At 64.2% G+C, this 21,615-nt stretch carries 18 protein-coding genes; 14 read left to right on the forward strand and 4 right to left on the reverse strand.

Features of this window, described 5'->3' with window-relative positions; all coding sequences use genetic code 11:
- Window positions 1–50: 50 nt before the first annotated feature.
- Window positions 51–1,364: an alpha-glucosidase/alpha-galactosidase gene (locus tag Q8S60_RS17455; RefSeq protein ID WP_305278435.1), complete on the reverse strand. Its 1,314-nt coding sequence runs from the start codon at window positions 1,362–1,364 to the stop codon at window positions 51–53.
- Window positions 1,365–1,461: 97 nt separating this feature from the next.
- Here Q8S60_RS17455 and Q8S60_RS17460 point away from each other — a divergent pair, with 97 nt between their 5' ends.
- The 8 genes from Q8S60_RS17460 (at window position 1,462) to Q8S60_RS17495 (ending at window position 10,651) form a co-directional block, all read left to right on the forward strand.
- Window positions 1,462–3,444, forward strand: coding sequence for a beta-galactosidase (locus tag Q8S60_RS17460; RefSeq protein ID WP_305668749.1), 1,983 nt, complete (start codon window positions 1,462–1,464; stop codon window positions 3,442–3,444).
- Window positions 3,445–3,543: 99 nt separating this feature from the next.
- Window positions 3,544–4,827, forward strand: coding sequence for a lytic murein transglycosylase (locus Q8S60_RS17465; RefSeq protein WP_305278433.1), 1,284 nt, complete (start codon window positions 3,544–3,546; stop codon window positions 4,825–4,827).
- 173 nt (window positions 4,828–5,000) lie between these two features.
- Window positions 5,001–6,419, forward strand: coding sequence for a circularly permuted type 2 ATP-grasp protein (locus Q8S60_RS17470; RefSeq protein WP_305278432.1), 1,419 nt, complete (start codon window positions 5,001–5,003; stop codon window positions 6,417–6,419).
- Window positions 6,420–6,423: 4 nt separating this feature from the next.
- Complete coding sequence (locus Q8S60_RS17475; RefSeq protein WP_305278431.1) at window positions 6,424–7,365, forward strand: alpha-E domain-containing protein; 942 nt, start codon at window positions 6,424–6,426, stop codon at window positions 7,363–7,365.
- A 13-nt stretch (window positions 7,366–7,378) separates the two neighbouring features.
- Window positions 7,379–8,200 (forward strand): transglutaminase family protein, encoded by an 822-nt coding sequence (locus Q8S60_RS17480; protein ID WP_305278430.1) that lies wholly within the window; start codon window positions 7,379–7,381, stop codon window positions 8,198–8,200.
- Window positions 8,201–8,260: 60 nt separating this feature from the next.
- Complete coding sequence (locus Q8S60_RS17485) at window positions 8,261–9,004, forward strand: peptidase (RefSeq protein ID WP_305278429.1); 744 nt, start codon at window positions 8,261–8,263, stop codon at window positions 9,002–9,004.
- 70 nt (window positions 9,005–9,074) lie between these two features.
- Complete coding sequence (locus Q8S60_RS17490) at window positions 9,075–10,367, forward strand: hypothetical protein (protein ID WP_305278428.1); 1,293 nt, start codon at window positions 9,075–9,077, stop codon at window positions 10,365–10,367.
- On the forward strand, window positions 10,367–10,651 hold the full coding sequence (locus Q8S60_RS17495; protein WP_305278427.1) for a hypothetical protein: 285 nt from the start codon (window positions 10,367–10,369) through the stop codon (window positions 10,649–10,651). The genes Q8S60_RS17490 and Q8S60_RS17495 overlap by 1 nt, the downstream gene beginning before the upstream one ends.
- Here the strand turns inward: Q8S60_RS17495 and Q8S60_RS17500 are convergent.
- Genes Q8S60_RS17500 through Q8S60_RS17510 form a run of 3 tightly spaced genes read right to left on the reverse strand, consistent with a single transcriptional unit; the run spans window position 10,648 to window position 13,855 of the window.
- Window positions 10,648–11,346 (reverse strand): glutathione S-transferase family protein, encoded by a 699-nt coding sequence (locus Q8S60_RS17500; protein ID WP_305278426.1) that lies wholly within the window; start codon window positions 11,344–11,346, stop codon window positions 10,648–10,650. The two genes, Q8S60_RS17495 and Q8S60_RS17500, sit on opposite strands and share 4 nt — an antisense overlap.
- A gap of 14 nt (window positions 11,347–11,360) precedes the next feature.
- Window positions 11,361–11,729, reverse strand: a complete 369-nt coding sequence (locus Q8S60_RS17505; RefSeq protein ID WP_305278425.1) for a limonene-1,2-epoxide hydrolase family protein — start codon at window positions 11,727–11,729, stop codon at window positions 11,361–11,363.
- Between the two features lie 56 nt (window positions 11,730–11,785).
- Window positions 11,786–13,855 (reverse strand): 3-hydroxyacyl-CoA dehydrogenase NAD-binding domain-containing protein, encoded by a 2,070-nt coding sequence (locus Q8S60_RS17510; RefSeq protein WP_305668754.1) that lies wholly within the window; start codon window positions 13,853–13,855, stop codon window positions 11,786–11,788.
- A gap of 200 nt (window positions 13,856–14,055) precedes the next feature.
- On the opposite strand from Q8S60_RS17510, the gene Q8S60_RS17515 reads away from it, so the two are divergent.
- The 6 genes from Q8S60_RS17515 (at window position 14,056) to Q8S60_RS17540 (ending at window position 21,586) form a co-directional block, all read left to right on the forward strand.
- Window positions 14,056–14,742: a TetR/AcrR family transcriptional regulator gene (locus tag Q8S60_RS17515; RefSeq protein ID WP_305278424.1), complete on the forward strand. Its 687-nt coding sequence runs from the start codon at window positions 14,056–14,058 to the stop codon at window positions 14,740–14,742.
- 66 nt (window positions 14,743–14,808) lie between these two features.
- A complete protein-coding gene (locus tag Q8S60_RS17520) occupies window positions 14,809–16,122 on the forward strand; it encodes a cytochrome P450 (RefSeq protein ID WP_305278423.1) in 1,314 nt (437 codons plus the stop codon).
- Window positions 16,123–16,437: 315 nt separating this feature from the next.
- The gene (locus Q8S60_RS17525) at window positions 16,438–17,568 is read left to right on the forward strand and encodes an aromatic ring-hydroxylating dioxygenase subunit alpha (RefSeq protein WP_305278422.1); all 1,131 of its coding nucleotides are present in this window, start codon (window positions 16,438–16,440) and stop codon (window positions 17,566–17,568) included.
- 159 nt (window positions 17,569–17,727) lie between these two features.
- Entirely contained in the window at window positions 17,728–18,675 is a 948-nt protein-coding gene (locus Q8S60_RS17530) for a MoxR family ATPase (protein WP_305278421.1), read from the forward strand.
- 220 nt (window positions 18,676–18,895) lie between these two features.
- Window positions 18,896–20,335: a VWA domain-containing protein gene (locus tag Q8S60_RS17535; RefSeq protein WP_305278420.1), complete on the forward strand. Its 1,440-nt coding sequence runs from the start codon at window positions 18,896–18,898 to the stop codon at window positions 20,333–20,335.
- A gap of 279 nt (window positions 20,336–20,614) precedes the next feature.
- Window positions 20,615–21,586 carry a DUF459 domain-containing protein gene (locus tag Q8S60_RS17540; RefSeq protein ID WP_305278419.1) on the forward strand — a complete coding sequence of 324 codons (972 nt, stop codon included), beginning with the start codon at window positions 20,615–20,617 and terminating at the stop codon, window positions 21,584–21,586.
- Window positions 21,587–21,615 lie beyond the last annotated feature (29 nt).

Below are 21,615 nucleotides of genomic sequence, written 5' to 3' on the forward strand. Positions count from 1 at the left end.
CACGCGATTCTATATTCGCGGGCCGGAAATGACACCGAAATCGGCTTGCGTCACCGGTAGGCGGGCAGCCGGTCGCCATGCGCCTCGATCAGGTCGTCGACGAGCGCCCATATCTGGTCGAGCGAAAGTTCCGCCGCCGTGTGCGGGTCCATCATGGCGGCATGGTAGATATGTTCGCGCTTGCCGGTGGCGATGGCTTCCATCGTCAGCGATTGCACATTGATGTTGGTCTGCATCATGGCGGCGAGATGCGGCGGCAGTGCGCCCACCCGCGTCGGCGTCACGCCGTTCGCATCGACGAGGCAGGGTACCTCCACGCAGGCGCCCGCCGGCAAATTGTCGATGAGGCCGTTATTGGCGACATTGCCGTTGATGACGGTCGGTTTGCCCGACACGACCGCGCGCATGATCTTTGCGCCGTACTCGCCGGAGAACTTCACCTCCAGCCGGTTCGCCGACACGAGTTCGCGCTCCTGCGCTTCCCAGGCCGCGATCTGCTCCTCGCAGCGGCGGATATATTCGTCGAGCGGAATGTTGAACTTCTCTATCAGGTCGGGCCGGTCGCGCTTGATGAACCACGGCACATATTCGGCGAAGTGCTCGCTCGATTCGGTTACGAAATAACCGGTCCGGCGGAGGATTTCGTAGCGCACCTTGTTCCAGCCCGGTTCCTCGTCCCTCGCCGCGATTTCCTTCAGCTTCGGATAAAGGTCTTCGCGCGTGCCGTCCTCGCGTTCGCGTTCGAACTTCGTATAGAAGGCCATGTGGTTGATGCCGGCGCATTGGTAACGCAGCGACTTGTAATCGACATCGAGGTCCTTCGAGAGTTCGTAGGCCGTGCCCTGTACCGAGTGGCAGAGGCCGACATGGTCTATGTCGGGCGCCAGCCGGTTCAGCGCCCAGCAGTTGATCGCCATCGGATTCACATATTGCAGCATCAGCGCCTTCGGGCAGAGCTCGCGCATGTCCTTCGCGATATCGAGCAGCACGGGCACGGTGCGCAGCCCGCGCATGATGCCGCCAACGCCGAGCGTGTCGGCGATGGTCTGGCGCAGGCCGTATTTCTTCGGAATTTCAAAGTCGGTGACGGTGCCGGGCTTGTAGCCCGCGACCTGGATCATCACGATCACGAAGTCGGCGCCCGTCAGCGCCTCGCGCCGGTCGGTCGTCGCCGTGATCGCCGGGGAGACGGAGAGCGCATCGGCGATTTTCCCTGCCACGATGGCGGAGGTTTTCAGCCGCGCCTCGTCGATGTCGTGGAGAGCGATTTCGCAATCCGCGAACATCTCGTTCAGCAGGATGTCGCCCACCAGATTTTTCATGAAGACGGTGCTGCCCGCGCCGATCATGCAGACTTTGGTCATGTCGTTTCCCCTTTTTGGCGGGGCCAGCATTGGACATGAGGGGCGCTCTTGCAAGCGCCCGCATTTCCGGCAATCTGGCGGGAGAGAGGGAGGAACCATGCCGCAAGCCCAAGGCCCCACCGACGTCTCCATCGGCGTCTGCTACTACCCCGAGCACTGGCCGGAGGCCATGTGGGCGGAGGATGCGCGGCACATGCGCGAGGCGGGCATCTCCCGCGTCCGCATCGGCGAATTCGCCTGGTCGCGGCTGGAGCCGGAACCTGGAACCTGCGATTTTGCCTGGCTCGGCCGAGCGCTCGACACGCTGCATGGCGAGGGGCTTCAGGTCATCCTCGGCACGCCGACGGCGACGCCGCCCAAGTGGCTGGTCGATTCGATGCCCGACATGCTGCCGGTGGACAGGCATGGGCGGCCGCGCGGCTTCGCGTCGCGCCGTCACTACTGTTTTTCCCATGCGGGCTACCGGCGCGAATGCGCGCGCATCGTCAGGGCGCTGGCGGAGGCGTTCGGGCAGCATCCCGCCGTCGTCGCCTGGCAGACCGACAATGAGTATGGCTGCCACGATACGGTGCTTTCCTATTCCGACGAGGCGAGGCTCGGCTTCCGCCACTGGCTGAGAGATCGCTACGGTTCGGTCGCCGCGCTCAACGAGGCATGGGGCAACGTCTTCTGGAGCATGGAATACCGGAGCTTCGAGGAGATCGACCTGCCGGCAGGCACCGTCACGGAGGCGAACCCCGCGCACCGGACGGATTTCCACCGCTACTCGTCGGACCAGGTCGCGGCCTTCAACCGCGTGCAGACGGACATCCTCCGCGCGCTGTCGCCCGGCCGCGACATTCTCCACAACTTCATGACCTTCTTCCTCGACTTCGACCACTTCGAGGTGATGAAGGATCTCGATATTGCGACGTGGGATTCCTATCCGCTGGGCAGTCTCGACGTCTTCCCGGGCGATGCCGCCTACAAGGCCGCCTTCATGCGCACGGGCGATCCCGACCTGCAGGCCTTCCATCACGATCTCTATCGCGGTGCCGGGCGGGGCCGCTTCTGGGTGATGGAGCAGCAGCCCGGCCCGGTGAACTGGGCACAATACAACACCGACGCGCTGCCCGGTCTCGTCCGCCTCTGGGGCATGGAGGGCTTCGCGCATGGCGCGGAAACGATCTCCTATTTCCGCTGGCGGCAGGCGCCCTTCGCACAGGAGCAGTTTCACGCCGGGCTCAACCTGCCGAACGGCGAGCCGGACCGCGCCTTTCACGAGGTGAAACAGCTCTCGGCGGACCTGGCCGCGCTCGGCCCGCTCGGCGCGCCTATATCAGCCCGCGTGGCGCTCATCTTTTCCTACGAGGCGGCGTGGTTCCTGCGCGTGCAGCCGCAGGGCCGCAATTTTTCATACGTGGAGCAGGTTTTTGCGATGTATCGCTCGCTCCGCCGTCTCGGGCTCGATGTCGATGTGGTCGGTCCCGACGCCGATGTGAGCGGCTATGCGCTTGTCCTCGTTCCCTCCATGCCGCATGTGCCGGACCGTCTTGCCGCGTCGCTCGCCGCCTGCGAAGGAACCCTCCTCGTCGCCGCGCGCAGCGGCAGCCGCACCGCCGCTCACCGGATCCCCGATAACCTCGCGCCGGGCATCCTTGCCGGCCTTCTCGGCATCAAGGTGACGCGCGCCGAGAGCTTCCGGGCCTACGGCGCCGTCTCCGTCCGCTATGACAACGAGGCGCACCGGTTCGACCGGTGGCGGGAATTTGTCGTGCCCGCCTCCGGCACCGAGGTTCTGGCGGAAACGGAGGACGGGCATCCCGCGCTCACCCGCAAGGCCCGCGCGCATTACCTCGCCGGCTGGCCGGACGATGCCTTCCTCGACCGTCTCGTCGAGCGTCTTGCCCGCGAGGCGGGGCTTGCCGTTCTCGACCTGCCGGCCGGCCTGCGCACGCGGCGGCGGGGGCCTTACCGCTTCGTATTCAACTACGGGCCAGTGCCTGCCGACATCTCGCCTCATTTCCCGGCTAGGGAAGTCGTGCTCGGGCAGCCGCTGCTCGACGTCGGCGGCGTCGCGGTTCTGCATACGGACGTTTAGGGCGAACGGTTAACGGATTAACGATGGGAGGAAGCTATCTGCGATTTTTTTCCGGAGCGTGATAGCGTCCTGCCCATGTCATCCGTTGGAGTGCGTTCGATGCCCGGTTCCCGTCCTTCCCGGTTCCGCTCGTTTGTGCGGCTTGCCGCGCCGCTTGGTGCGGTGTTCGGTCTCGCGCTTGCCGGCTGCGGCGCCACCGCCTCGCCGGATGTGCCGCGCGGCGTGCCGCTCTCGCCGCCGGTCAGCGCCGACGCACCGGCCTTCGCGGACTGGCTCACCGCCTTCCGCGAGGATGCGCTGAAGGCCGGTATCGCCCCCGCCATTTTCGACCGCTCGATGAAGGGCGTCCGGCTCGACGAAGCGGTAATCGCGGCGAACGAGAGCCAGCCCGAATTCACCAAGCCGGTCTGGGAATATCTCGAAGGCGCGTTGTCCGACAAGCGCGTCGCGACCGGGAAGCAGCTTCTCGTCGAGAACAAGGCGCTGCTCGATCGCATCGAAGCCCGGTATGGCGTCGACCGGCATGTGCTGGTCGCGATCTGGGGGCTCGAATCGAATTACGGTTCCTTCCAGGGCCATATGAGCGTCATCCGCTCGCTCGCCACGCTCGGCTTCGAGGGGCGGCGCGTCGAGTATGGCCGCACGCAGCTCATCGCCGCGCTCCAGATCATCCAGAACGGCGACATCACGCCCGAACGCATGACCGGCTCCTGGGCCGGCGCCATGGGCCACACCCAGTTCATTCCCACGACCTACAACGTCCACGCGGTCGATTTCGACGGCGACGGCCGGCGCGACATCTGGAACTCGGAGGCCGATGCGCTCGCTTCCGCCGCGCATTATCTGGGGAACTCCGGCTGGCAGCGCGGCGCCGTGTGGGGCTATGAGGTGAAGCTGCCGCAAGGCTTCGACTATGGCACCGCCGACATGTCGGTTTCGCGGACCGTCGCCGAGTGGCAGAAGGCCGGCGTCGCCCGCATCGACGGCCGGCCCTTCCCCAGTGGCGAGACGGCGGAGAAGGCGTCGATCTTCCTGCCGTCGGGCTATCGCGGTCCGGCCTTCATCGTCATGAACAATTTCCGCACTGTGCTCGCCTACAACGCCTCCACCTCCTATTCGCTGGCGGTGAACCTCCTTGCCGACCGCTACAAGGGCAGGGGGCAGATCGTCGCTTCCTGGCCGCGCGGCGACCGGCCGCTCGGGCGGCAGGAACGGCAGGACCTCCAGCAGCTCCTCGCCGACAGGGGCTACGAGACGGGCGGCGTGGACGGGATCATCGGCTTCAATACCCGCAAGGCCATCCGTGCCTATCAGGCGAGCCTCGGCCTGCCGGCGGACGGCTACCCGACCCATGAATTGCTGGAGCGGCTGCGCGGCCGTTGAGCGGGTTGCCTCTTTTCGCGGCGGTTGGCCCCGGCGCCGATCAAAAACCGGTCAGGCGCCCGCATATTTCCGGGGCAAATGCCGTCAATGCCGCGGTTACGGGCGTGGCATCGCTTTTGCTCTCCCTGTAGTCTCAAAAGGCGCAACAAACGCCGCAAGTGGCAGGAGAGTCGATGGCGCAGGCCATCTTTGATGAAATGGGGGCGCCCGGCAGCGACGTTCGTCTGGCTTACAGGACGTTGCAGACTTGGCTGGACGAGACGCCGCTTGAAATTCTCACGCTTCGCCGCGAAGAGGCAGAGACGTTCTTTCGCCGCATCGGCATCACTTTCGCGGTCTATGGCGAGGGCGGCGATCCCGAGCGCATCATCCCCTTCGACATCATCCCCCGCATCCTCGAGGCCGCCGAGTGGCGGCAGATTTCGGACGGGCTGATCCAGCGCGTGAGGGCGCTCAACGCCTTCATCGCCGACATCTACGGCAAGCAGGAAATCCTGCAGGCGGGCATCGTCCCGCGCGACAATGTGTTGCTGAACGACACCTATCGCTACCAGATGCAGGGCGTCGCCGTTCCGCACAACGTCTATACGCATATCGCGGGCATCGACATGGTGCGGGTGGGCCCGGAAGAGTTCTACGTTCTCGAGGACAATTGCCGCACGCCGTCCGGCGTCTCCTACATGCTGGAGAACCGCGAGATCACGATGCGGCTCTTCCCCGATCTCTTCTCCCGCTACAATGTCGCGCCGGTCGATCATTATTGCGACGATCTGATGCGCACGCTCACCTCCGTCGCGCCGCGCAACTGTCCGGGCGAGCCCACCGTCGTCGTGCTCACGCCCGGCATCTACAACAGCGCCTATTACGAACACTCCTTCCTTGCCGATCAGATGGGCGTCGAGCTTGTCGAGGGGCCGGACCTCTACGTGATGGACGATGTTGTCTATATGCGCACGACGCAGGGGCCGAAGCGGGTCGATGTGATCTACCGCCGCGTCGACGACGATTTCCTCGATCCTCTCACCTTCAAGGCGGATTCGGCGCTTGGCGTCGCGGGGCTGATGAACGCCTATCGCGCCGGCAATGTGAACCTCACCAACGCCGTCGGCGCGGGCATCGCCGACGACAAGGCGATCTATACCTATGTGCCGAAAATGGTGGAGTTCTATCTGGGCGAAAAGCCCATCCTCAAGAACGTGCCGACATGGCGCTGCGGCGAAAAGGACGACGCGGCCTATGTGCTCGAACATCTCGCCGAACTGGTGGTGAAGGAAGTTCACGGCTCCGGCGGCTACGGCATGCTTGTCGGTCCGAAGGCCGCGAAGGAAGAACTCGAACTCTTCGGCGCGCGGGTGAAGGCGTGCCCGGAGAAATACATCGCGCAGCCGACGCTTGCGCTCTCCACCTGTCCGACCTTCGTCAACGAGGGCGTGGCGCCGCGCCATGTCGATCTCCGGCCCTTCATTCTTTCCGGCAAGGAGATCAAGGTTGTGCCCGGCGGGCTCACGCGCGTCGCCATGCGCGAAGGCTCGCTCGTCGTCAATTCGAGCCAGGGCGGCGGCACCAAGGACACCTGGGTGTTGAAGGACTGACGAGATGCTGAGCCGCACCGCCGACAGCCTGTTCTGGATCGCCCGCTACATGGAGCGGGCCGAAAATCTCGCGCGCACGCTCCGCGTCACCGACCGCCTGTCGCTGATGCCGTCGACGGCGGAGGCCGATGGCAGCGAATGGCATTCGACGGTCGTCGTCTCCGGCTGCGAGGAAGGCTTCTACGAAAAGCACGAGGAGGCGACGCCGGAAAACGTCATTTCCTATCTCGCCTTCGATCCGGAAAACCCGTCCAGCATCCGCGCCTGCATCGAAACCGCGCGGCGCAACGCGCGTGCCGTGCGCACCGCGCTCACCACCGAACAATGGGAATGCCTCAACGCCGCCTGGCTCGCGCTTCCGGGCTGGAACGAGGCGCGCGTGCGCGGCAGCGGCCTCCACCGCTTTCTCGACTGGGTGAAGGATTGCTCGCTCCTCTTCACCGGCGGCACCGTCGCCACCATGCTCCGCCGCGACAGCTATTACTTCACGCGGCTCGGCACCTTCATCGAGCGCAGCGACAACACCGCCCGAATCCTCGACGTGAAATATCACGTGCTGCTGCCCGAACATGCCGAGGTCGGCGGCGGCATCGACTATTATCAATGGGCGTCGATCCTGCGCGCGGTCTCCGGCTACCGCAGCTACAACGCGGTCTATCGCGAGGGGCTCAAGCCCTGGCTCATCGCCGAGTTCCTCATCATGCGCGAGGAGATGCCGCGCTCCCTCATCAGTTGCTCGGCCGAGATCAAGGAATGCCTGGACAAGCTCGCCGAGGAATACGGCCAGCGGCATGAGTGCCACCGCATCGCCGGGCAGAATTATTCGCGGTTGCGTTTCGGCAAGGTGGAGGATGTCTTCCGCCAGGGCCTGCACGAGTTTCTGAGCGAGCATATCGAGCAGAACGACCGGCTCGGCGTCGAAATCAGCCGCAGCTATCTTATGTGATACGATCCCGGCCATGCGGATTCAAATTCACCAGGAAACGGCGTATCGCTACGAAGCGGCCGCCAATTATTCGATGCAGATGCTGCGTCTGCGCCCCCTCGACAGCGGCTGCCAGAAGGTCCTTTCCTGGCGCTTTACGCCGCCTTCCTTCGGAACGGTCACCGAAAGCCGGGATGCCTATGGCAATGTCCTGCAAACGCTCTACATCGAACGCTTGCACAGCGAGATCACGCTCACCGTTCATGGCGAGGTCGAGACGAAGGACACGGGCGGCGTGCTGGAGGGAACTTACGAGCCGTTCCCGCCGGTCTTCTTTCTGCGCCAGACGGAGCTCAGCGCACCCGACGACAAGATCCGCGCCCTCAGCGAGGCCGCGAAGGCGGTGTCGGACGGGACGCCGCTCGACCTTGCGCACCGGCTGATGGATGCGGTGCGCGACGCGGTGGACTACCGGATCGGCGAAACGCACGCGGCCACCACGGCGGCCGAGGCGCTGGCGCATGGCTATGGCGTCTGCCAGGACCATACCCATGTCTTCATCTCGGCGGCCCGCCATGCCGGGCTTCCTGCGCGCTATGTCAGCGGCTATCTCTGGGTCGAGGGCGATGCGGAATATGAGGCTAGCCACGCATGGGCGGAGGCCTATATTGACGGCCTCGGCTGGGTCGGATTCGATGTCGCCAACCGCATCTGCCCGACCGCCGCCCATGTTCGCGTCGCGTGCGGTCTCGACTATCTGGAGACGGCGCCCATCCGGGGGCTCCGGCGCGGCGGCGGCGAGGAGACGATGGAGGTCCGCCTCAAGGTGGACGACGCTGCCGCCCAGCAGCAGTAGCGCTAACGACAAACAGGTAGGGTCCGGCAGGCGCCGGGCGAAACCGGGAGACGCGACCCGATGACTTATTGTGTGGCCCTTCGGCTCAAGGACGGGCTGGTGATGCTGGCGGATACGCGCACCAATGCCGGCGTCGACAACATTTCCACCTTCCGCAAGCTTGCCACGATCGAACATCCGGGCGAGCGGGTCATCGGCATCATGACGGCGGGCAACCTCGCGGTCAGCCAGGCCGCCGTCAACATGGCGGTTGAGCAGGGCGTGCGGGTGCGCGACAGCGACGAACTCGAAACCCTCCACACCGTTCCCACCATGGTCCGCGCGGCGCAGCTCATGGGCCAGGCCGTGCGCGAGGTCTACCGCATCGATGGGCCGTCGCTCGAAGCGCAGGCGGGCGATTTCAACGTCTCGATCCTGATGGGCGGACAGGTCGGCAATGGCGAGATGCGCCTCTTCCAGGTCTATTCCGCGGGCAACTACATCGAGGCGACGGAGGACACGCCCTATCTCCAGATCGGCGAGCACAAATACGGCAAGCCCATCATCGACCGCGCGCTCGCCTACGACACCGCGCTCGCCGACGGGCTCAAGCTCGCGCTGATCTCTATGGATTCGACGATGCGCTCCAACCTCTCGGTCGGCATGCCGATCGACCTCATGGTCTATCGCCGCAACGCGCTCAAGATCGCCATGCAGCACCGCATCAAGGACGACGACGCCTATTTCACGGGCCTCCGCCGTTCGTGGTCGGATGCGCTGACGCAGGCCTATCGGACCATTCCAGGACCCGGCTGGGAATTCTGAGCCGATAAAGTAATCCCCGCTTCCTGCGGCCGCTCCAGACTGTCCTTCGCCTCAGGACAGGAGCAAACGCATGTCTTCCATCGAACGAATGATCTCTTTCCCGCTTGCCGGCGAGGTCGCCTGGCGGCTCGGCGCGCCGCCTTCGTGGCGCCGCTTCAAGCCGCCGCTGTCCGCGCTCGCGATAGAGGATGACCCCGTCGTCTGGTCCGCCGATTTTTCAGGCGGGGCCTATCTGCGCAATGGCGCGGGTGCGGCGCTTGCTGGAATGCTCGCCTGCGTCCGCTCCTCCGAGGCCCTCATGCAGGGCACGGATGCCGGCTTTCACAGCTTCGGCCCCGATGCCGCGCCCGTTCTGCCGGGCATCGGTCTCGATGTCTGGGGGCAGTTCCCGTCGTTGCTGCGAAGCGGAAACAATCCCGCCGCCGCGGACTGGTCGAATACGGGGCTTTCGATCGTCGATTCCGAAACGACGGTTCTCGGCATCTTCAATGAAACGATCCTGGTCAGCGGCGGGACACTTGCCGCCCGGCGCGTCCAGAATCTGGTGCTCACGAGCGGCGTTCCGGTTTCCGTGTCGTTCCTCTACAAGGCCGGCACGAGCGGCCGGGGACGTATTCTTCTTTTCGGCAGCGGGTCGGACAGTCTGATCCTGCGCGGCGTGGCGGGAAACCTGCTGGGCTCGTCGGTCGTGGGCGGAACGCTTTCGCGCCTCGTCAACAGCGACCTCGGTAGCGGCATCTATTGTTGCAGCTTCACATGGACCCCATCCAATCCCGGCACCGGGACAGGCGTGGGCATCGGCCCCGACAGTGCCGTTGCAGGTTCAACTCTCGTCGCGCTCGGCGTGGATGTCGTCCCGGCATCCATTCCCGTGCCGTGGATTTCCAATGCGGCATCGTCGGTCACGCGCCTCGCCAGCGACGTCGCCATACACGACTTCGCCGCGCTCTCGGCAGCCCATGGTCTTGCCGCCGGGTTCGCCGGGCGCGACGTCGTCGATCTCCGGCGGCTCTCGGACGCCGTTCCGCGCACCGTGTGGAGCCGCGGCACGGATGCGGATAACCGCATCGCTCTCGAAATCGGCACCGGCAACAAGGTCCGTCTGACCGTTCGTCTCGGCGGCGCGGATGTGCTCACGCTCGAAACGGCGGACGGCTTTGCCACGACCGGCCTGAAGACGATCGATTATGTCTGCGCGGACGGGCTCTGGTCGCTCGCCGCCACCGGTCTTGCCGGCGCCGTCTCGGCGGCTTCCGTGGCGGTCCCGGCCCTTGGCGTCGCTCATATCGGCCGCAACTTCGGCGCAACGCCCGCCTATCTCAACGGCGCCATTGCCTTTTCCCGCATCGAGAGGACCGTCTGATGCACATCTATACGCTGAAAGCCGAAAGCCCCGCTGCGCTCGCCGCGATGCTCGATGCCGCGCAGGCAGGCAAGCCCCGGCCTTTCGTGACGTGGGACGGCGGCAGCCCCGTCTTCGACGGTGCCCGCATCGTCTATCCCGTCCCGGAAACCGTCGCCGGCGAACCGCAACCGGATCCCGAAACCGGCGAGCCCGTCACGCCGTTCGAACCGACCGGGCTCTGGCTCTGCGAGGTGCGCCTCAGGGAGGCGGATGCGGAGCTGGCGGCGATGATCGAAGCCTAGGCGGCCAGTGCTTCCGTCTTCGAGCTGTAGCCGAGACCGCCATAGAGGTCGAAGCCGCGCTTCAGCCAGTCGTTCAGCGTGTCGTCCCTTTCGAGGGGCGGCAGCGTCAGCACGGAGGCCGCCCAGAGAAAGCCGCTCAGCGCGATGTAGTCGGCATAGTTCGGCTTCTCGCCGCCGAGCCATGGCTGGTTGCCGAGCGTCATGCGGAGCGGCCTCAGTGCGTGACGCAGTTCCGGCAGCTTCTCCTCCCGGCCGGCCACAAACTGTTCCATCGTTGCGCCGCGCATCATCTTCTCGCGGCTCTCGCGAAAATAGGGCTGGTCTTCGGGCCGGGCGCGGTCGTGAATGTCGAGCACGAACATGCGAAACATGCGCGTCATGATTTCGAGCGAAAACCACGTATCGAAAAAACGCACGCCCGCCTTTTCCTGCGGCGAGGTGAAGAGCGGCCGTTCGCTGTAGGTCGCGTCGAGATAGTCCGTGATCGCCCAGCTGTCGCACACCGTCTTCGCGCCGTCCTCGATGATCGGCACGGTCTTGTACTGCCCGCCGCAGAGCTTCGGGATGTCGGTGAAGCCCACGGGTGCCGTCTCGAAATCGAGGCCCTTGTGCGCCAGTGCATATTTGATGCGCCAGCAGAAGGGGCTGAGACGGCGGTCTTCCGTCGCGGCGAGATCGTAGAGACGAATGGTCATGGGTCTTCTCCCTGTCAGCCAGCGGCCTTGCTGAATGTCTGCAGATCGAAATAGTCGCGCCACACCTTGATCTTGCCGTCCGCCATTTCAAAGACGCCGCAGCAGGGCAGCGCAACCGGCTTGCCGCCCACCTTCATGCGGTCCACGCGCTCGGCGAAGACGAGGTTGCCCTTCGACACGATGTTGACGAGTTCCCATTTCGTGTCCGTCCAGTTGCCGGCGAAGGCGCCGATGAATCCCTTCAGCGCCTCGCGGCCCTTTACCGGCTCCAGCATCATGTTGTGATAAACGCCGTCCTCGGCGAAATAGCTCACGATTTCGCCCACGTCGAGGCGCGGCCATGCGTCGATGAAATCGCGGATGGTCTTTTCGTTGTCGCTCATTTCCTGTCCTCCCAAAGAGTTCGGGGCGGCCCTTGCGGCGCCGCCCCGTCGTTCGATCAGAAGTCCGAGAACTTCTTGCCTTCCGCGACGATCTTCTCCAGAAGCGCGGCGGGCTTGAAGTCGTCCCCCATCGTCGCCTGGAATTCCTTCATCTTGGCGAGCACCTTGTCCGCGCCCACCGTGTCGCCATAGAACATCGGGCCGCCGCGATAGACGGGGAAGCCGTAGCCGTTGATCCAGACGATGTCGATGTCCGACGCGCGGATCGCCTTGCCCTCCTCGAGGATCTTCGCGCCCTCGTTGATCATCGGATAGATGCAGCGCTCAAGGATTTCGTCGTCCGAAATCTTGCGGCGGTTGATGCCCTTCTTCTGGGCGAAGTCGAGGATGATCTTTTCCACGACCGGCGAGGGCTTCGCGTTGCGGTTCTCGTCGTAATCGTAGAAGCCCGCGCCCGTCTTCTGGCCGCGGCGGTCCATCTCGCACAGCACGTCGCGGATGGTGGCGCCCTGCGATTTCTCCTTCGACCAGCCGATATCGAGACCGGCAAGGTCCGACATGGCGAAGGGGCCCATCGGCAGGCCGAAATCGTAGAGCACGCGGTCGACATCCCAGGGCATCGCGCCTTCGAGGATCAGCTTCTGCGCCTCGCGCTGGCGCTGGGCGAGAATGCGGTTGCCGACGAAGCCGGGGCAGACGCCGACAAGCGCGGCGATCTTGCCGATCTTCTTCGCGAGCTGCATGGAGGTCGCGATGACGGGCTTCGAGGTCTTGTCGGCGCGCACGACTTCGAGAAGCCGCATGACGTTGGCGGGCGAGAAGAAGTGAAGGCCGATCACCGCCTCCGGCCGCTTCACGGCGGTTGCGATCTCGTCGATGTTCAAGGCGGAAGTGTTGGTGGCGAGGATCGCACCCTGCTTCACGATGGCGTCGAGCTTCGAGAAGACCTGCTTCTTCACGTCCATGTTCTCGAACACGGCCTCGATCACGAGGTCGCTGTCGGCCAGCGCCTCCATCTCGAGCGAGCCCTTGAGAAGCCCCATGCGCTTCTCGACTTCCTCCATGGAGAAGCGGCCCTTCTTCGCCGAGTTCTCGTAATTCTTGCGGATGGTGGCGATGCCCCGGTCGAGCGCTTCCTGCTTCGTCTCCACGATGGTGACGGGGAGGCCGACATTGAGGAAGTTCATCGCGATGCCGCCGCCCATGGTGCCGGCGCCGATGATGCCGATCTTGTTCACGGGGATGGTCGGCGTGTCCGCCGGCACGTCCGGCAGCTTCCAGACCTGGCGTTCGGCGAAGAAGACATGGCGCTGCGCGGCGGACTGCGTGCCCGTCACCAGTTCGCGGAAGAGCTTCTGCTCCACCTTGATGCCTTCCTCGAAGGGCAGGTTCACCGCCGCCTCGATGCATTGGATGTTGTATTCGGGCGCGAGGAAGCCACGGAACTTGCGGGCGTTCGCCTTGCGGAACTCGGAGAAAATCTCCGGCTTGCCGCGCGCGGCTTCCACCTTGTCGCTCAGGTCGCGCACGCGCTTCAGCGGCCGCTTCTCGGCGACGATCTTCTTCGCAAAGGCGATGGCGCCGTCGCGGAGCTTGCCTTCTTCCGTCAGTTCGTCGACGAGCCCCATCTCCAGGCACTTCTTCGCGCCCACATGCTGCCCGCTCGTCACCATTTCGAGCGCCTTTTCGGGCCCGACGATGCGCGGCAGGCGCTGCGTGCCGCCCGCGCCCGGCAGCAGGCCGAGGTTCACTTCGGGCAGTCCGCATTTGGCGGATGGCACCGCCACGCGGTAATGGCAGGTCAGCGCCACTTCGAGGCCGCCGCCCAGCGCCGTGCCGTGGATCGCGGCGATAACGGGCTTCGAGGCGAATTCGATCATGTTGAGCGCGTCGAACAGGCTCGGGCCCTTCGGCGCCTTGCCGAATTCGGTGATGTCGGCGCCTGCGATGAAGGTCTTGCCCTCGCAGATCAGCACGATCGCCTTCACGGCGTCGTTCTCCATCGCCTGTTTGATGCCGTTGTTGATACCCTCGCGCACGGGCGCGGAAAGGGCGTTCACGGGCGGCGAATTCAGCGTGAGGACGGCGACTTCGCCCACCGTCTCAAGCGTGGTGACATCGTTGATTGCGGTCATGGCGCTCCCTGCCTCTTTTATCGTTCTGGATTATATCCCGGGGTTTCGAGGCGGGGATTATAGCGCCGCACGGCCCCGGCGCTACCGCCACCCATGTGCAACGGCGTTCGGGCCCCGGTCAGGGCATGAACAGGGGCGGCGGCTGTGCTAGCGTCGGGCCCGGTTCGCGTCGCGGCATGAAGGGGCAGGCGTTGAAAGGCAGCAGCGAAAAATCGGGAGGGGGCGGCCGCGCCGTCGGGCGGCCCCGCAGCGCCAATGCCGCGCCCTCGGCCGATCCGCGCGCCGACATCATCGCCGCCGCCGCCCGGCTTTTCCGCAAGCAGGGCTTTGCCGGCGCCTCCGTGCGCGAGATCGCGTCGGAGGCCGGGCTGAAGAAGGCGTCGCTCTACTACTACTTCCCCTCCAAGGAAGAGATCGTCTATGCGATGGTCGAGGATGTGCTCGCGCCCGCGCTTGCCACGCAGCGGCGTCTCGGCAAGGCGGCGCTTTCCGAGGCCGCGCGGCTCTATCTCTATCTCCGTTCCGATATCGAGCTGCTCTGCGCCGCGCCTTACGACTGCACCTGGCTTCTCTCGCATGGCAGCCTCAGCGACGCGCGCATGGGTGCCTACTGGAAGCAGCGCCAGAAGCTTCTCGCCTGGCTCGCCGCGCGATTGAAGCAAGGTCACGCGAAAGGCGAATTCGCGGCTTGCGACGCCGCCACGGTCGCGCAGGCCATGCTTGCCGCAACGGAATACTCGGTTACATGGGCCGAGCGCGAAGACCGTGAACGCATGGCGCAAACCGCGGAGCAGGTCGCCACGCTCCTTGTGCGCGGCGTGCTGGCGGATGGACGGGACATGGACGCGGTGAAGGCGGAAGCGGCGGGGGAAGGGTGAATCTGTCGCGCTGGATTCTTTCCGCGCCTGGCCTACATTAAACCCAGCAACCTGGAGGAGGCGGCCATGAGCGAGCAAGTTTCGGTAGGACGGGATTACACGCGGAGCAACGCGGATCTCGCGGCGCAGTGGAAGATCGACGTCAACCGAGATCCCTGGTCGATCCCTCTGGAAGAACTCGATCCCGCGCATGACGAGCTTTTCGCCGCCAACAAGGTACTCCCCTATTTCGAGCGGCTGCGAAAGGAAGACCCGGTTCACCTGAACGAGACCGGGCCTTACGGCCGCTACTGGTCGGTGACGAAATATGAAGACATCATGCATGTCGACACCAACCACAAGATTTTCTCCTCCGACATCCGAAACGGCGGCATCCGCCTCGGCGGGCAGCGCATCGAGGGCGAGCCCGATCCGCTCACCTATCTGCCCATGTTCATCATGGAAGACCCGCCCAAGCATGACGAGCAGCGCAAGGCCGTGCAGCCGATGTTCACGCCGCAGAACCTTGCGGAGCTCGAACCGCTGATCCGCGAGCGCGCCGGGCTCATTCTCGACGCGCTGCCGCGCGGCGAGGCCTTCAACTGGGTGCGCCAGGTATCGGTGGAACTGACGGGCCGCACGCTCGCCACGCTTTTCAACGTGCCGCAGGAAGATCGTCACAAGCTCATTCACTGGTCGGACACGGTGGAGCGGCTCGGCGATCCGGAATATTTCGAGACGCCGGAGGAAGGCTTCAAGGAACTCTGGAACTGCTGGGAATATTTCGACGGCGTCTGGAAGGACCGGCTCGCCAATCCCGGCTCCGATCTCATCTCGCTGCTCGCGCACAGCGAGTCGACGAAGAACATGCCGCCGAACGAATATCTCGGCAACATGCTGCTTCTCATCGTCGGCGGCAACGACACCACGCGCAATTCCATCACCGGCGGCGTCCTCGCGCTCAATCAGTATCCGGATGAATATGCCAAGCTGATCGCGAACCCGGACATCATCCCGAACATGGTTTCGGAGATCATCCGCTGGCAGAGCCCTGTCGCGCATATGTGCCGCACGGCGCTCGAGGATACGGAAATCCGCGGCAAAAAGATCAAGAAGTGGGACAAGGTCGCCATGTGGTACGTCTCAGGCAACCGCGACGACGAGAAGATCGAGCGTGCCAACGAATTCCTGATCGACCGCGAAGGCGCGCGTCACCACCTCTCCTTCGGCTTCGGCATCCATCGCTGCATCGGCAACCGCGTCGGCGAAATGCAGTTGCGCATCCTCTGGGAAGAAATCATGAAGCGCTTCAAGAAGGTCGAAGTCGTCGGCGATCCCAAATATCTCCGCTCCAACTTCATCCGTGGCATCACCGAGCTCCCGGTCATCGTCCGGGAGTAGGGGAGGGCAATTGCGCTCATAGAATCTGCCACCCTCCCCCTGCGGGAGGAGCCTGCCCCCGGGCTTGACCCGGGGGTCAAACGGCTGAAAGCCGTTTGGGGAGGGGTTCTCCGTGATCCATCTCCGTCATTGCGAGCGAAGCGAAGCAATCCAGGAGCGGCAAACTCCGCATATGCGGCTTCTGGATTGCTTCGTCGGCTCCGCCTCCTCGCAATGACGGTGATTTGACACTTTTTTCGCCGCCATATGTCCGCATTTGACACTCCCCCGCCTCCCATCCTAATTTCAACCGAACGGTCGAAATAGGAGGGGGTCATGCAGCCGGTCGCGAAACTCATGAAGGAAGGCGAGGCCGCCGTGATGCGGCCGCTTGCGGACGCTTCCACGCTGCCGCCTGCATTCTACACCTCGCCCGAGGTGTTCGAGCGGGAGCGGGAAACGGTTTTCCGGCGCAACTGGGTTTCGGTCGGCCATGCCGCCGAAATCCCGAAACCGGGCGACCGTTTCCGCATCGATGTCGCGGGCGAGCCGCTCCTCATCGTGCGCGGTCGCGACGGCGTCGTGCGCGCGCTCTCCGCCGTCTGCCGCCACCGCTGGATGATGCTTGGCGAGGGAGCGGAAAGTTCGGGCACGATTTCCTGCCCCTATCACAAATGGACCTATGCGCTGGACGGCTCGCTGATGGCCGCGCCGCTGATGGAGCAGGCGGAGGGGTTCGACCGTGCGGAATGCGCGCTTCCCTCATTCGCCTGCGAGGTCTGGAACGGCTTTATCTTCGTCAATCTGAGCGGCGATGCCGCGCCGCTTGCCGGCGAGCTTCAGCCACTCGCAGAGGAATTCGGGCCCTGGAAGATGGACGAAATGGACATCGTGGGACGGATAGAGTTCGACCAGGCTTACAACTGGAAGGTGCTGGTCGACAATTTCATGGAGGCCTATCACCACTTCGCCATCCACCCGGAAACATTCGAGCCGAATTATCCTGCGGCAATTTCCTTCTGCGATCCGTCGAACGGGCCTTATGCGGTTCTGCGCATGCCGCACAAGGACAATGAGTTGACCCATCCGCTGTTCAAGCCGGTCGACGGCATTCCGGATCGGGCGCGGCGCGGTTTCTCGGTCTTCAATATCTACCCTTCGATGCTGATCGCCGTGCTGTCGGACAGCGTCATCTGGTACCGGATGGAAATTTCGGGGGTCGACCGCTTCAAGCTCACGGTCTATCTGCTCGCCCATCCTGCCTCGACAGATGTGCCCGACGCGGAAACTCTCAAGCATTTTCTGCGCGAGGCGACCGTCGCCGTCCATATGGAAGATCTGGTCGCCTGCGAGGGCGTGCAGCGCGGTCTCCGGAGCGGCGTGGCGCAGGCCGGCCGCCTCAGCCATCTCGAAGCGGCGATCCACCAGCACCAGCAATGGCTCATGGCCGAACTTGGCCGGGCGTGAGCGGCTTCCCCTGCTTTCCCCGGCGTCCGGCCTCGTTCACAATCGTTCAGGGCGCCCCGGATTTTTGATGTGGCGCAGGCTTGCGCCCCCTGTGCTACCTTGCGGCTCAATGGAAATCGCACATCAGGGAAGGGGTGCTCCGCGCCTCTCGTCGTTCAGTTGAACAAAGTCGAAGAAAAAAGCGCCGTCGCGGAAATCGAAGCCGTCCGCAAGGGCTTCGAATCGCGCGGCTATATCTGTAACGCCCATATCGCCACCTCGCTTTTCCTCGCGGAGCGGCTGCAGAAGCCGCTGCTGATCGAGGGGCCGCCCGGCGTCGGCAAGACGGAACTCGCCAAGGCGACGGCGGAACTTGTCGGCAAGCCGCTCATCCGTCTCCAGTGCTACGAAGGTCTCGACGAGGCGAAGGCGCTTTACGAGTGGAAATACGGCAAGCAGCTTCTCTATACGCAGGTGCTGAAGGAAAAGCTCGGCGATCTCATGTCGGGCGCGCAGGGCCTGAAGGAGTCCATGACGCGGCTGCACGATTTCGACGACACCTTCTTCTCGGAAGAATTCCTGGAGCCGCGCCCGCTCCTCAAGGCGCTCTGGCAGCCGGGCGGCGCGGTGCTGCTGATCGACGAGATCGACAAGTCGGACGACGAGTTCGAGGCGTTCCTGCTGGAGCTTCTCTCCGACTATCAGATTTCCGTACCCGAGCTCGGCACGATCAAGGCGCGTACCACGCCCATCGTCTTCCTCACCTCCAACAACACGCGCGAGATCGGCGATGCGCTGAAGCGCCGCTGCCTGCATCTCTACATTCCGTTCCCGGATACGGAGCTGGAACAGCGCATCATCCGCTCCCGCGTGCCGGAAGTGGAAGAGCATCTCCGCAAACAGCTCGTCGCCTTCGTGCAGGGGCTCCGCACGCTCGACCTCAAGAAGCTTCCGGCGGTCAGCGAAACCATCGACTGGGCGCGCACCCTCGTGTTGCTCCACGCCCGCGAACTCGACGCCGATCTCGTCCGCAACACGCTCAATGTGCTGCTGAAATTCCAGGACGACATCGACAATGTCGACGGCGAGATCAACGCGCTGGTCACGAAGGCCGTGCAGGCGGGGTAGGGCGATGCTTTTCCATTCGCCGGTCTTGCAAGAAATCCGGTGTCACCCCGGCGAAAGCCGGAGTCCACTCGCAGCGCCTCTTGCCGCAGCGCGCGATGCTGCGTGCTGGCTCCGCGCGCGATCGTTTCTGCTGAGGGAGCCAATGGATCCCGGCTTTCGCCGGGATGACACTTTTTTGTTTGGTGTATTGCATGCGGCAATTCGCTAGAGCCTCCCGCCCATGACGGAAGTCCTTGGCGATTTCATCCGGGCGCTTCGTGCCGCCGATATCCGCGTTTCGACCTCGGAGTCGATCGATGCCGGCCGCGTCGTCGGCATTGTCGGTCTCGACGACCGCCGCACGCTGAAGGATGCGCTGGCGCAGGTGCTCGCGAAGAGCGAGGACGAGAAGACCGCCTTCGGCGAGACCTTCGACAGCTTCTTCGCCTTCGACCAGTTCAAGTCGCGTCCGCCCGCCGCCAATGAAAACGACAACGATGCGTCCGAGGCCGGCGAGGCGGATGGCGGCGAGGGGCAGGAAGGCGAGCAGGCGGAATCAGGCGGCATGCCTTCGCCCGGTTCCGGCGGCATGTCGGGCGAGCGGCAGGGCGAGGGTGAGCCCGGTTCATCGCCCGATCTCGTCTCGCTGCTTGAGCGCGGCGATCAGGCGGCTCTCCAGATGGCACTGGCGGAAGGCGCGCGTCAGGCGCAGCTCAACCGTATCCGTCTCTTCACGCAGCGCGGCATGTTCACGCGCCGCATCATGGAAAACATGGGGCTCGACGGTCTCAACGAGGAAGTCGAGCGCCGCGAAACGTCGGGCAACATGCCAGGCGCGGAGCGGTTGCGCGCGGCCCGCGACGAGTTGCGCGAGCAGGTGCGCGACTATGTCGAGAAGCAGCTCGAAATCTTCACCGCGAATTCCGGCCGCCAGTTGCGCGAGGAAGTGCTGGCGCAGGTGCGGTTGTCGAATATCGACCGTTCCGACATGAAGATCATGCGCGAGCTTGTGCGCAAGATGGCAAAGCGCCTGATCGCGCTTCACTCGCGCCGCAAGAAGGTGGCGCGGCGCGGCCAGCTCGATGTCCGCCGCACCATCCGCGCCAATATCGAATTCGACGGCCTGCTGTTTCACACGATCTGGAAGAAGACCAAGGTCGACCGTCCGAAAGTCATGGCGGTTTGCGATGTGTCGGGCTCGGTCGCGCAGGTCGCGCGCTTTCTTCTGATGTTCCTTTATTCATTGCAGGAAGTTCTGCCCGCCGTCCGCAGCTTCGCCTTCTCCGGTCATCTCGGCGAGACGACGGAACTCTTCGAGCGCGAGAAGCTCGAAGAGGCGCTGGTCGAGGTGCTGCGCGATTTCGGCGGCGGCTCCACCGATTACGGTCAGGCGCTGATGGATTTCGAGGAGATCGCGCTCGACGACATCGACCATCGCACCACCATTCTGATCCTCGGCGATGCCCGCTCCAATTACGGCGATCCGCGCGGCGACATCCTGAAGAAAATTCACGCCCGCGCGCGGCGCGTCATCTGGCTCAACCCGGAACCGCAGACGATGTGGAATTCGGGCGACAGCGAGATGCGCCGGCTTCAGCCCTATTGCGACAAGGCGGTCACCTGCGCCTCGCTGAAGGATCTCGAGCGCGTCGTTTCCGAACTTCTGCGGAGCGCCGTGTAGGCGAAAACCGGGGATTATTTATTTTTGCCGGTCGTGTCGCGGCGGGCGCGACTCGCCGCATGACATTTTCATTACAGTTCGATGACAGAAGCCCTCCAGCCTAGGCAAGCGGGCGGCCGGCGGATAGACTTTGTCCCATTCCGGGGCAGGGTGCCGGGGCACAACCTGTGCAGGTTAAAGCTCATTCGGCGGTACGTTCCGGCGGTAATTTGTGCCGGAATGGCGCGGAATCCTTTGTGTTTTTGAGTGTTCGGGGGCGAAATGGCGGGGCGGGCCGTCGTGAAATCGGAATCGGACAAGGGGCGGCGCCTCGCGCTGGCGCTCGCCTTTGCGTTGCCGCTCGTCCTTTTCTGGTGGGCCGCCGCGCAGGCAGAGCCGATGCGTCTGACGCCGCCCGGCGTCGAGAGCGCCGCACTGACCACGCAGCCAATTCCCGAACAAAAACAAATGCTTGCCGCTCCCGCCGCAGCCGTCAAAAAGGAGCGCTACAACGTCGTCGTGCTCGGCGACTCGCTCGGCGACGGCATGTGGGCCGGCCTCTATCACGTGCTTCGCAAGGACAGCCGTTTCAACGTCATCAAGAAATCGCGCGTTGCCACGGGTTTTTCGCGTCAGGACTATTACGACTGGAACGAGGCGGTACGGGAGATCGCGGCGGAGACGAAAATCGACATCGCCGTCGTCGTCATGGGCACCAACGATCGTCAGCCGATCGTGGAAAACGGCGTCCGCCATGCGCTTTTCGACGACAACTGGCGCGAAATCTACAAGCGCCGCGTCGACGATTTCACGGCCACGCTGCAGGCGACGGGTGCGCGTATCTACTGGCTTCAGTTGCCGGTCATGCGCAGCCCGCGCTTCGGGGCCGACATGGCGAGCTTCAACGACATATTCGAGGAGCGCGCACGCGCAAACGGTATCGCATTCGTACGCACGGAAGGCCTCGCCGCCGGTGCGGATGGAAGCTACACCGCCTACGGCGAAGACCGCTTCGGCCGCACCCGCCTCCTCCGCGCAGAAGACGGCATCCATTTCACAATGGCAGGCTATGAGCTCTTGGGCGACAAGGTGGCCGAGGCCATTCTGACCGACACCGATGGCGGTGCTGCTGCATCGCGCGTCGCGGCGGCGCCTCTCGCGCTTCGCGTGGTGGACGATGCGGCCGCAACGGCCGACGAGGCGACATATGACATGGTGGACAGACGTCCGGGCCGGTCGGATGACTGGCTCTGGCTCGGCGCGACCAACTGAACGGCGGCGTGCATTCTTTCGCGTCGCAT

The sequence above is a fragment of the Parvibaculum sp. genome, assembly GCF_030694575.1.
Taxonomy (GTDB): domain Bacteria; phylum Pseudomonadota; class Alphaproteobacteria; order Parvibaculales; family Parvibaculaceae; genus Parvibaculum.

Excerpts from the sequence above, each read along its gene's own strand:
- Q8S60_RS17485 (WP_305278429.1), top strand. The coding sequence starts at position 8,261 with ATGACTTATTGTGTGGCCCTTCGGCTCAAGGACGGGCTGGTGATGCTG.
- Q8S60_RS17495 (WP_305278427.1), top strand. The coding sequence starts at position 10,367 with ATGCACATCTATACGCTGAAAGCCGAAAGCCCCGCTGCGCTCGCCGCG.
- Q8S60_RS17465 (WP_305278433.1), top strand. The coding sequence starts at position 3,544 with ATGCCCGGTTCCCGTCCTTCCCGGTTCCGCTCGTTTGTGCGGCTTGCC.
- Q8S60_RS17490 (WP_305278428.1), top strand. The coding sequence starts at position 9,075 with ATGTCTTCCATCGAACGAATGATCTCTTTCCCGCTTGCCGGCGAGGTC.
- Q8S60_RS17455 (WP_305278435.1), bottom strand. The coding sequence starts at position 1,364 with ATGACCAAAGTCTGCATGATCGGCGCGGGCAGCACCGTCTTCATGAAA.
- Q8S60_RS17500 (WP_305278426.1), bottom strand. The coding sequence starts at position 11,346 with ATGACCATTCGTCTCTACGATCTCGCCGCGACGGAAGACCGCCGTCTC.
- Q8S60_RS17470 (WP_305278432.1), top strand. The coding sequence starts at position 5,001 with ATGGCGCAGGCCATCTTTGATGAAATGGGGGCGCCCGGCAGCGACGTT.
- Q8S60_RS17520 (WP_305278423.1), top strand. The coding sequence starts at position 14,809 with ATGAGCGAGCAAGTTTCGGTAGGACGGGATTACACGCGGAGCAACGCG.
- Q8S60_RS17525 (WP_305278422.1), top strand. The coding sequence starts at position 16,438 with ATGCAGCCGGTCGCGAAACTCATGAAGGAAGGCGAGGCCGCCGTGATG.
- Q8S60_RS17535 (WP_305278420.1), top strand. The coding sequence starts at position 18,896 with ATGACGGAAGTCCTTGGCGATTTCATCCGGGCGCTTCGTGCCGCCGAT.
- Q8S60_RS17480 (WP_305278430.1), top strand. The coding sequence starts at position 7,379 with ATGCGGATTCAAATTCACCAGGAAACGGCGTATCGCTACGAAGCGGCC.
- Q8S60_RS17475 (WP_305278431.1), top strand. The coding sequence starts at position 6,424 with ATGCTGAGCCGCACCGCCGACAGCCTGTTCTGGATCGCCCGCTACATG.
- Q8S60_RS17460 (WP_305668749.1), top strand. The coding sequence starts at position 1,462 with ATGCCGCAAGCCCAAGGCCCCACCGACGTCTCCATCGGCGTCTGCTAC.
- Q8S60_RS17505 (WP_305278425.1), bottom strand. The coding sequence starts at position 11,729 with ATGAGCGACAACGAAAAGACCATCCGCGATTTCATCGACGCATGGCCG.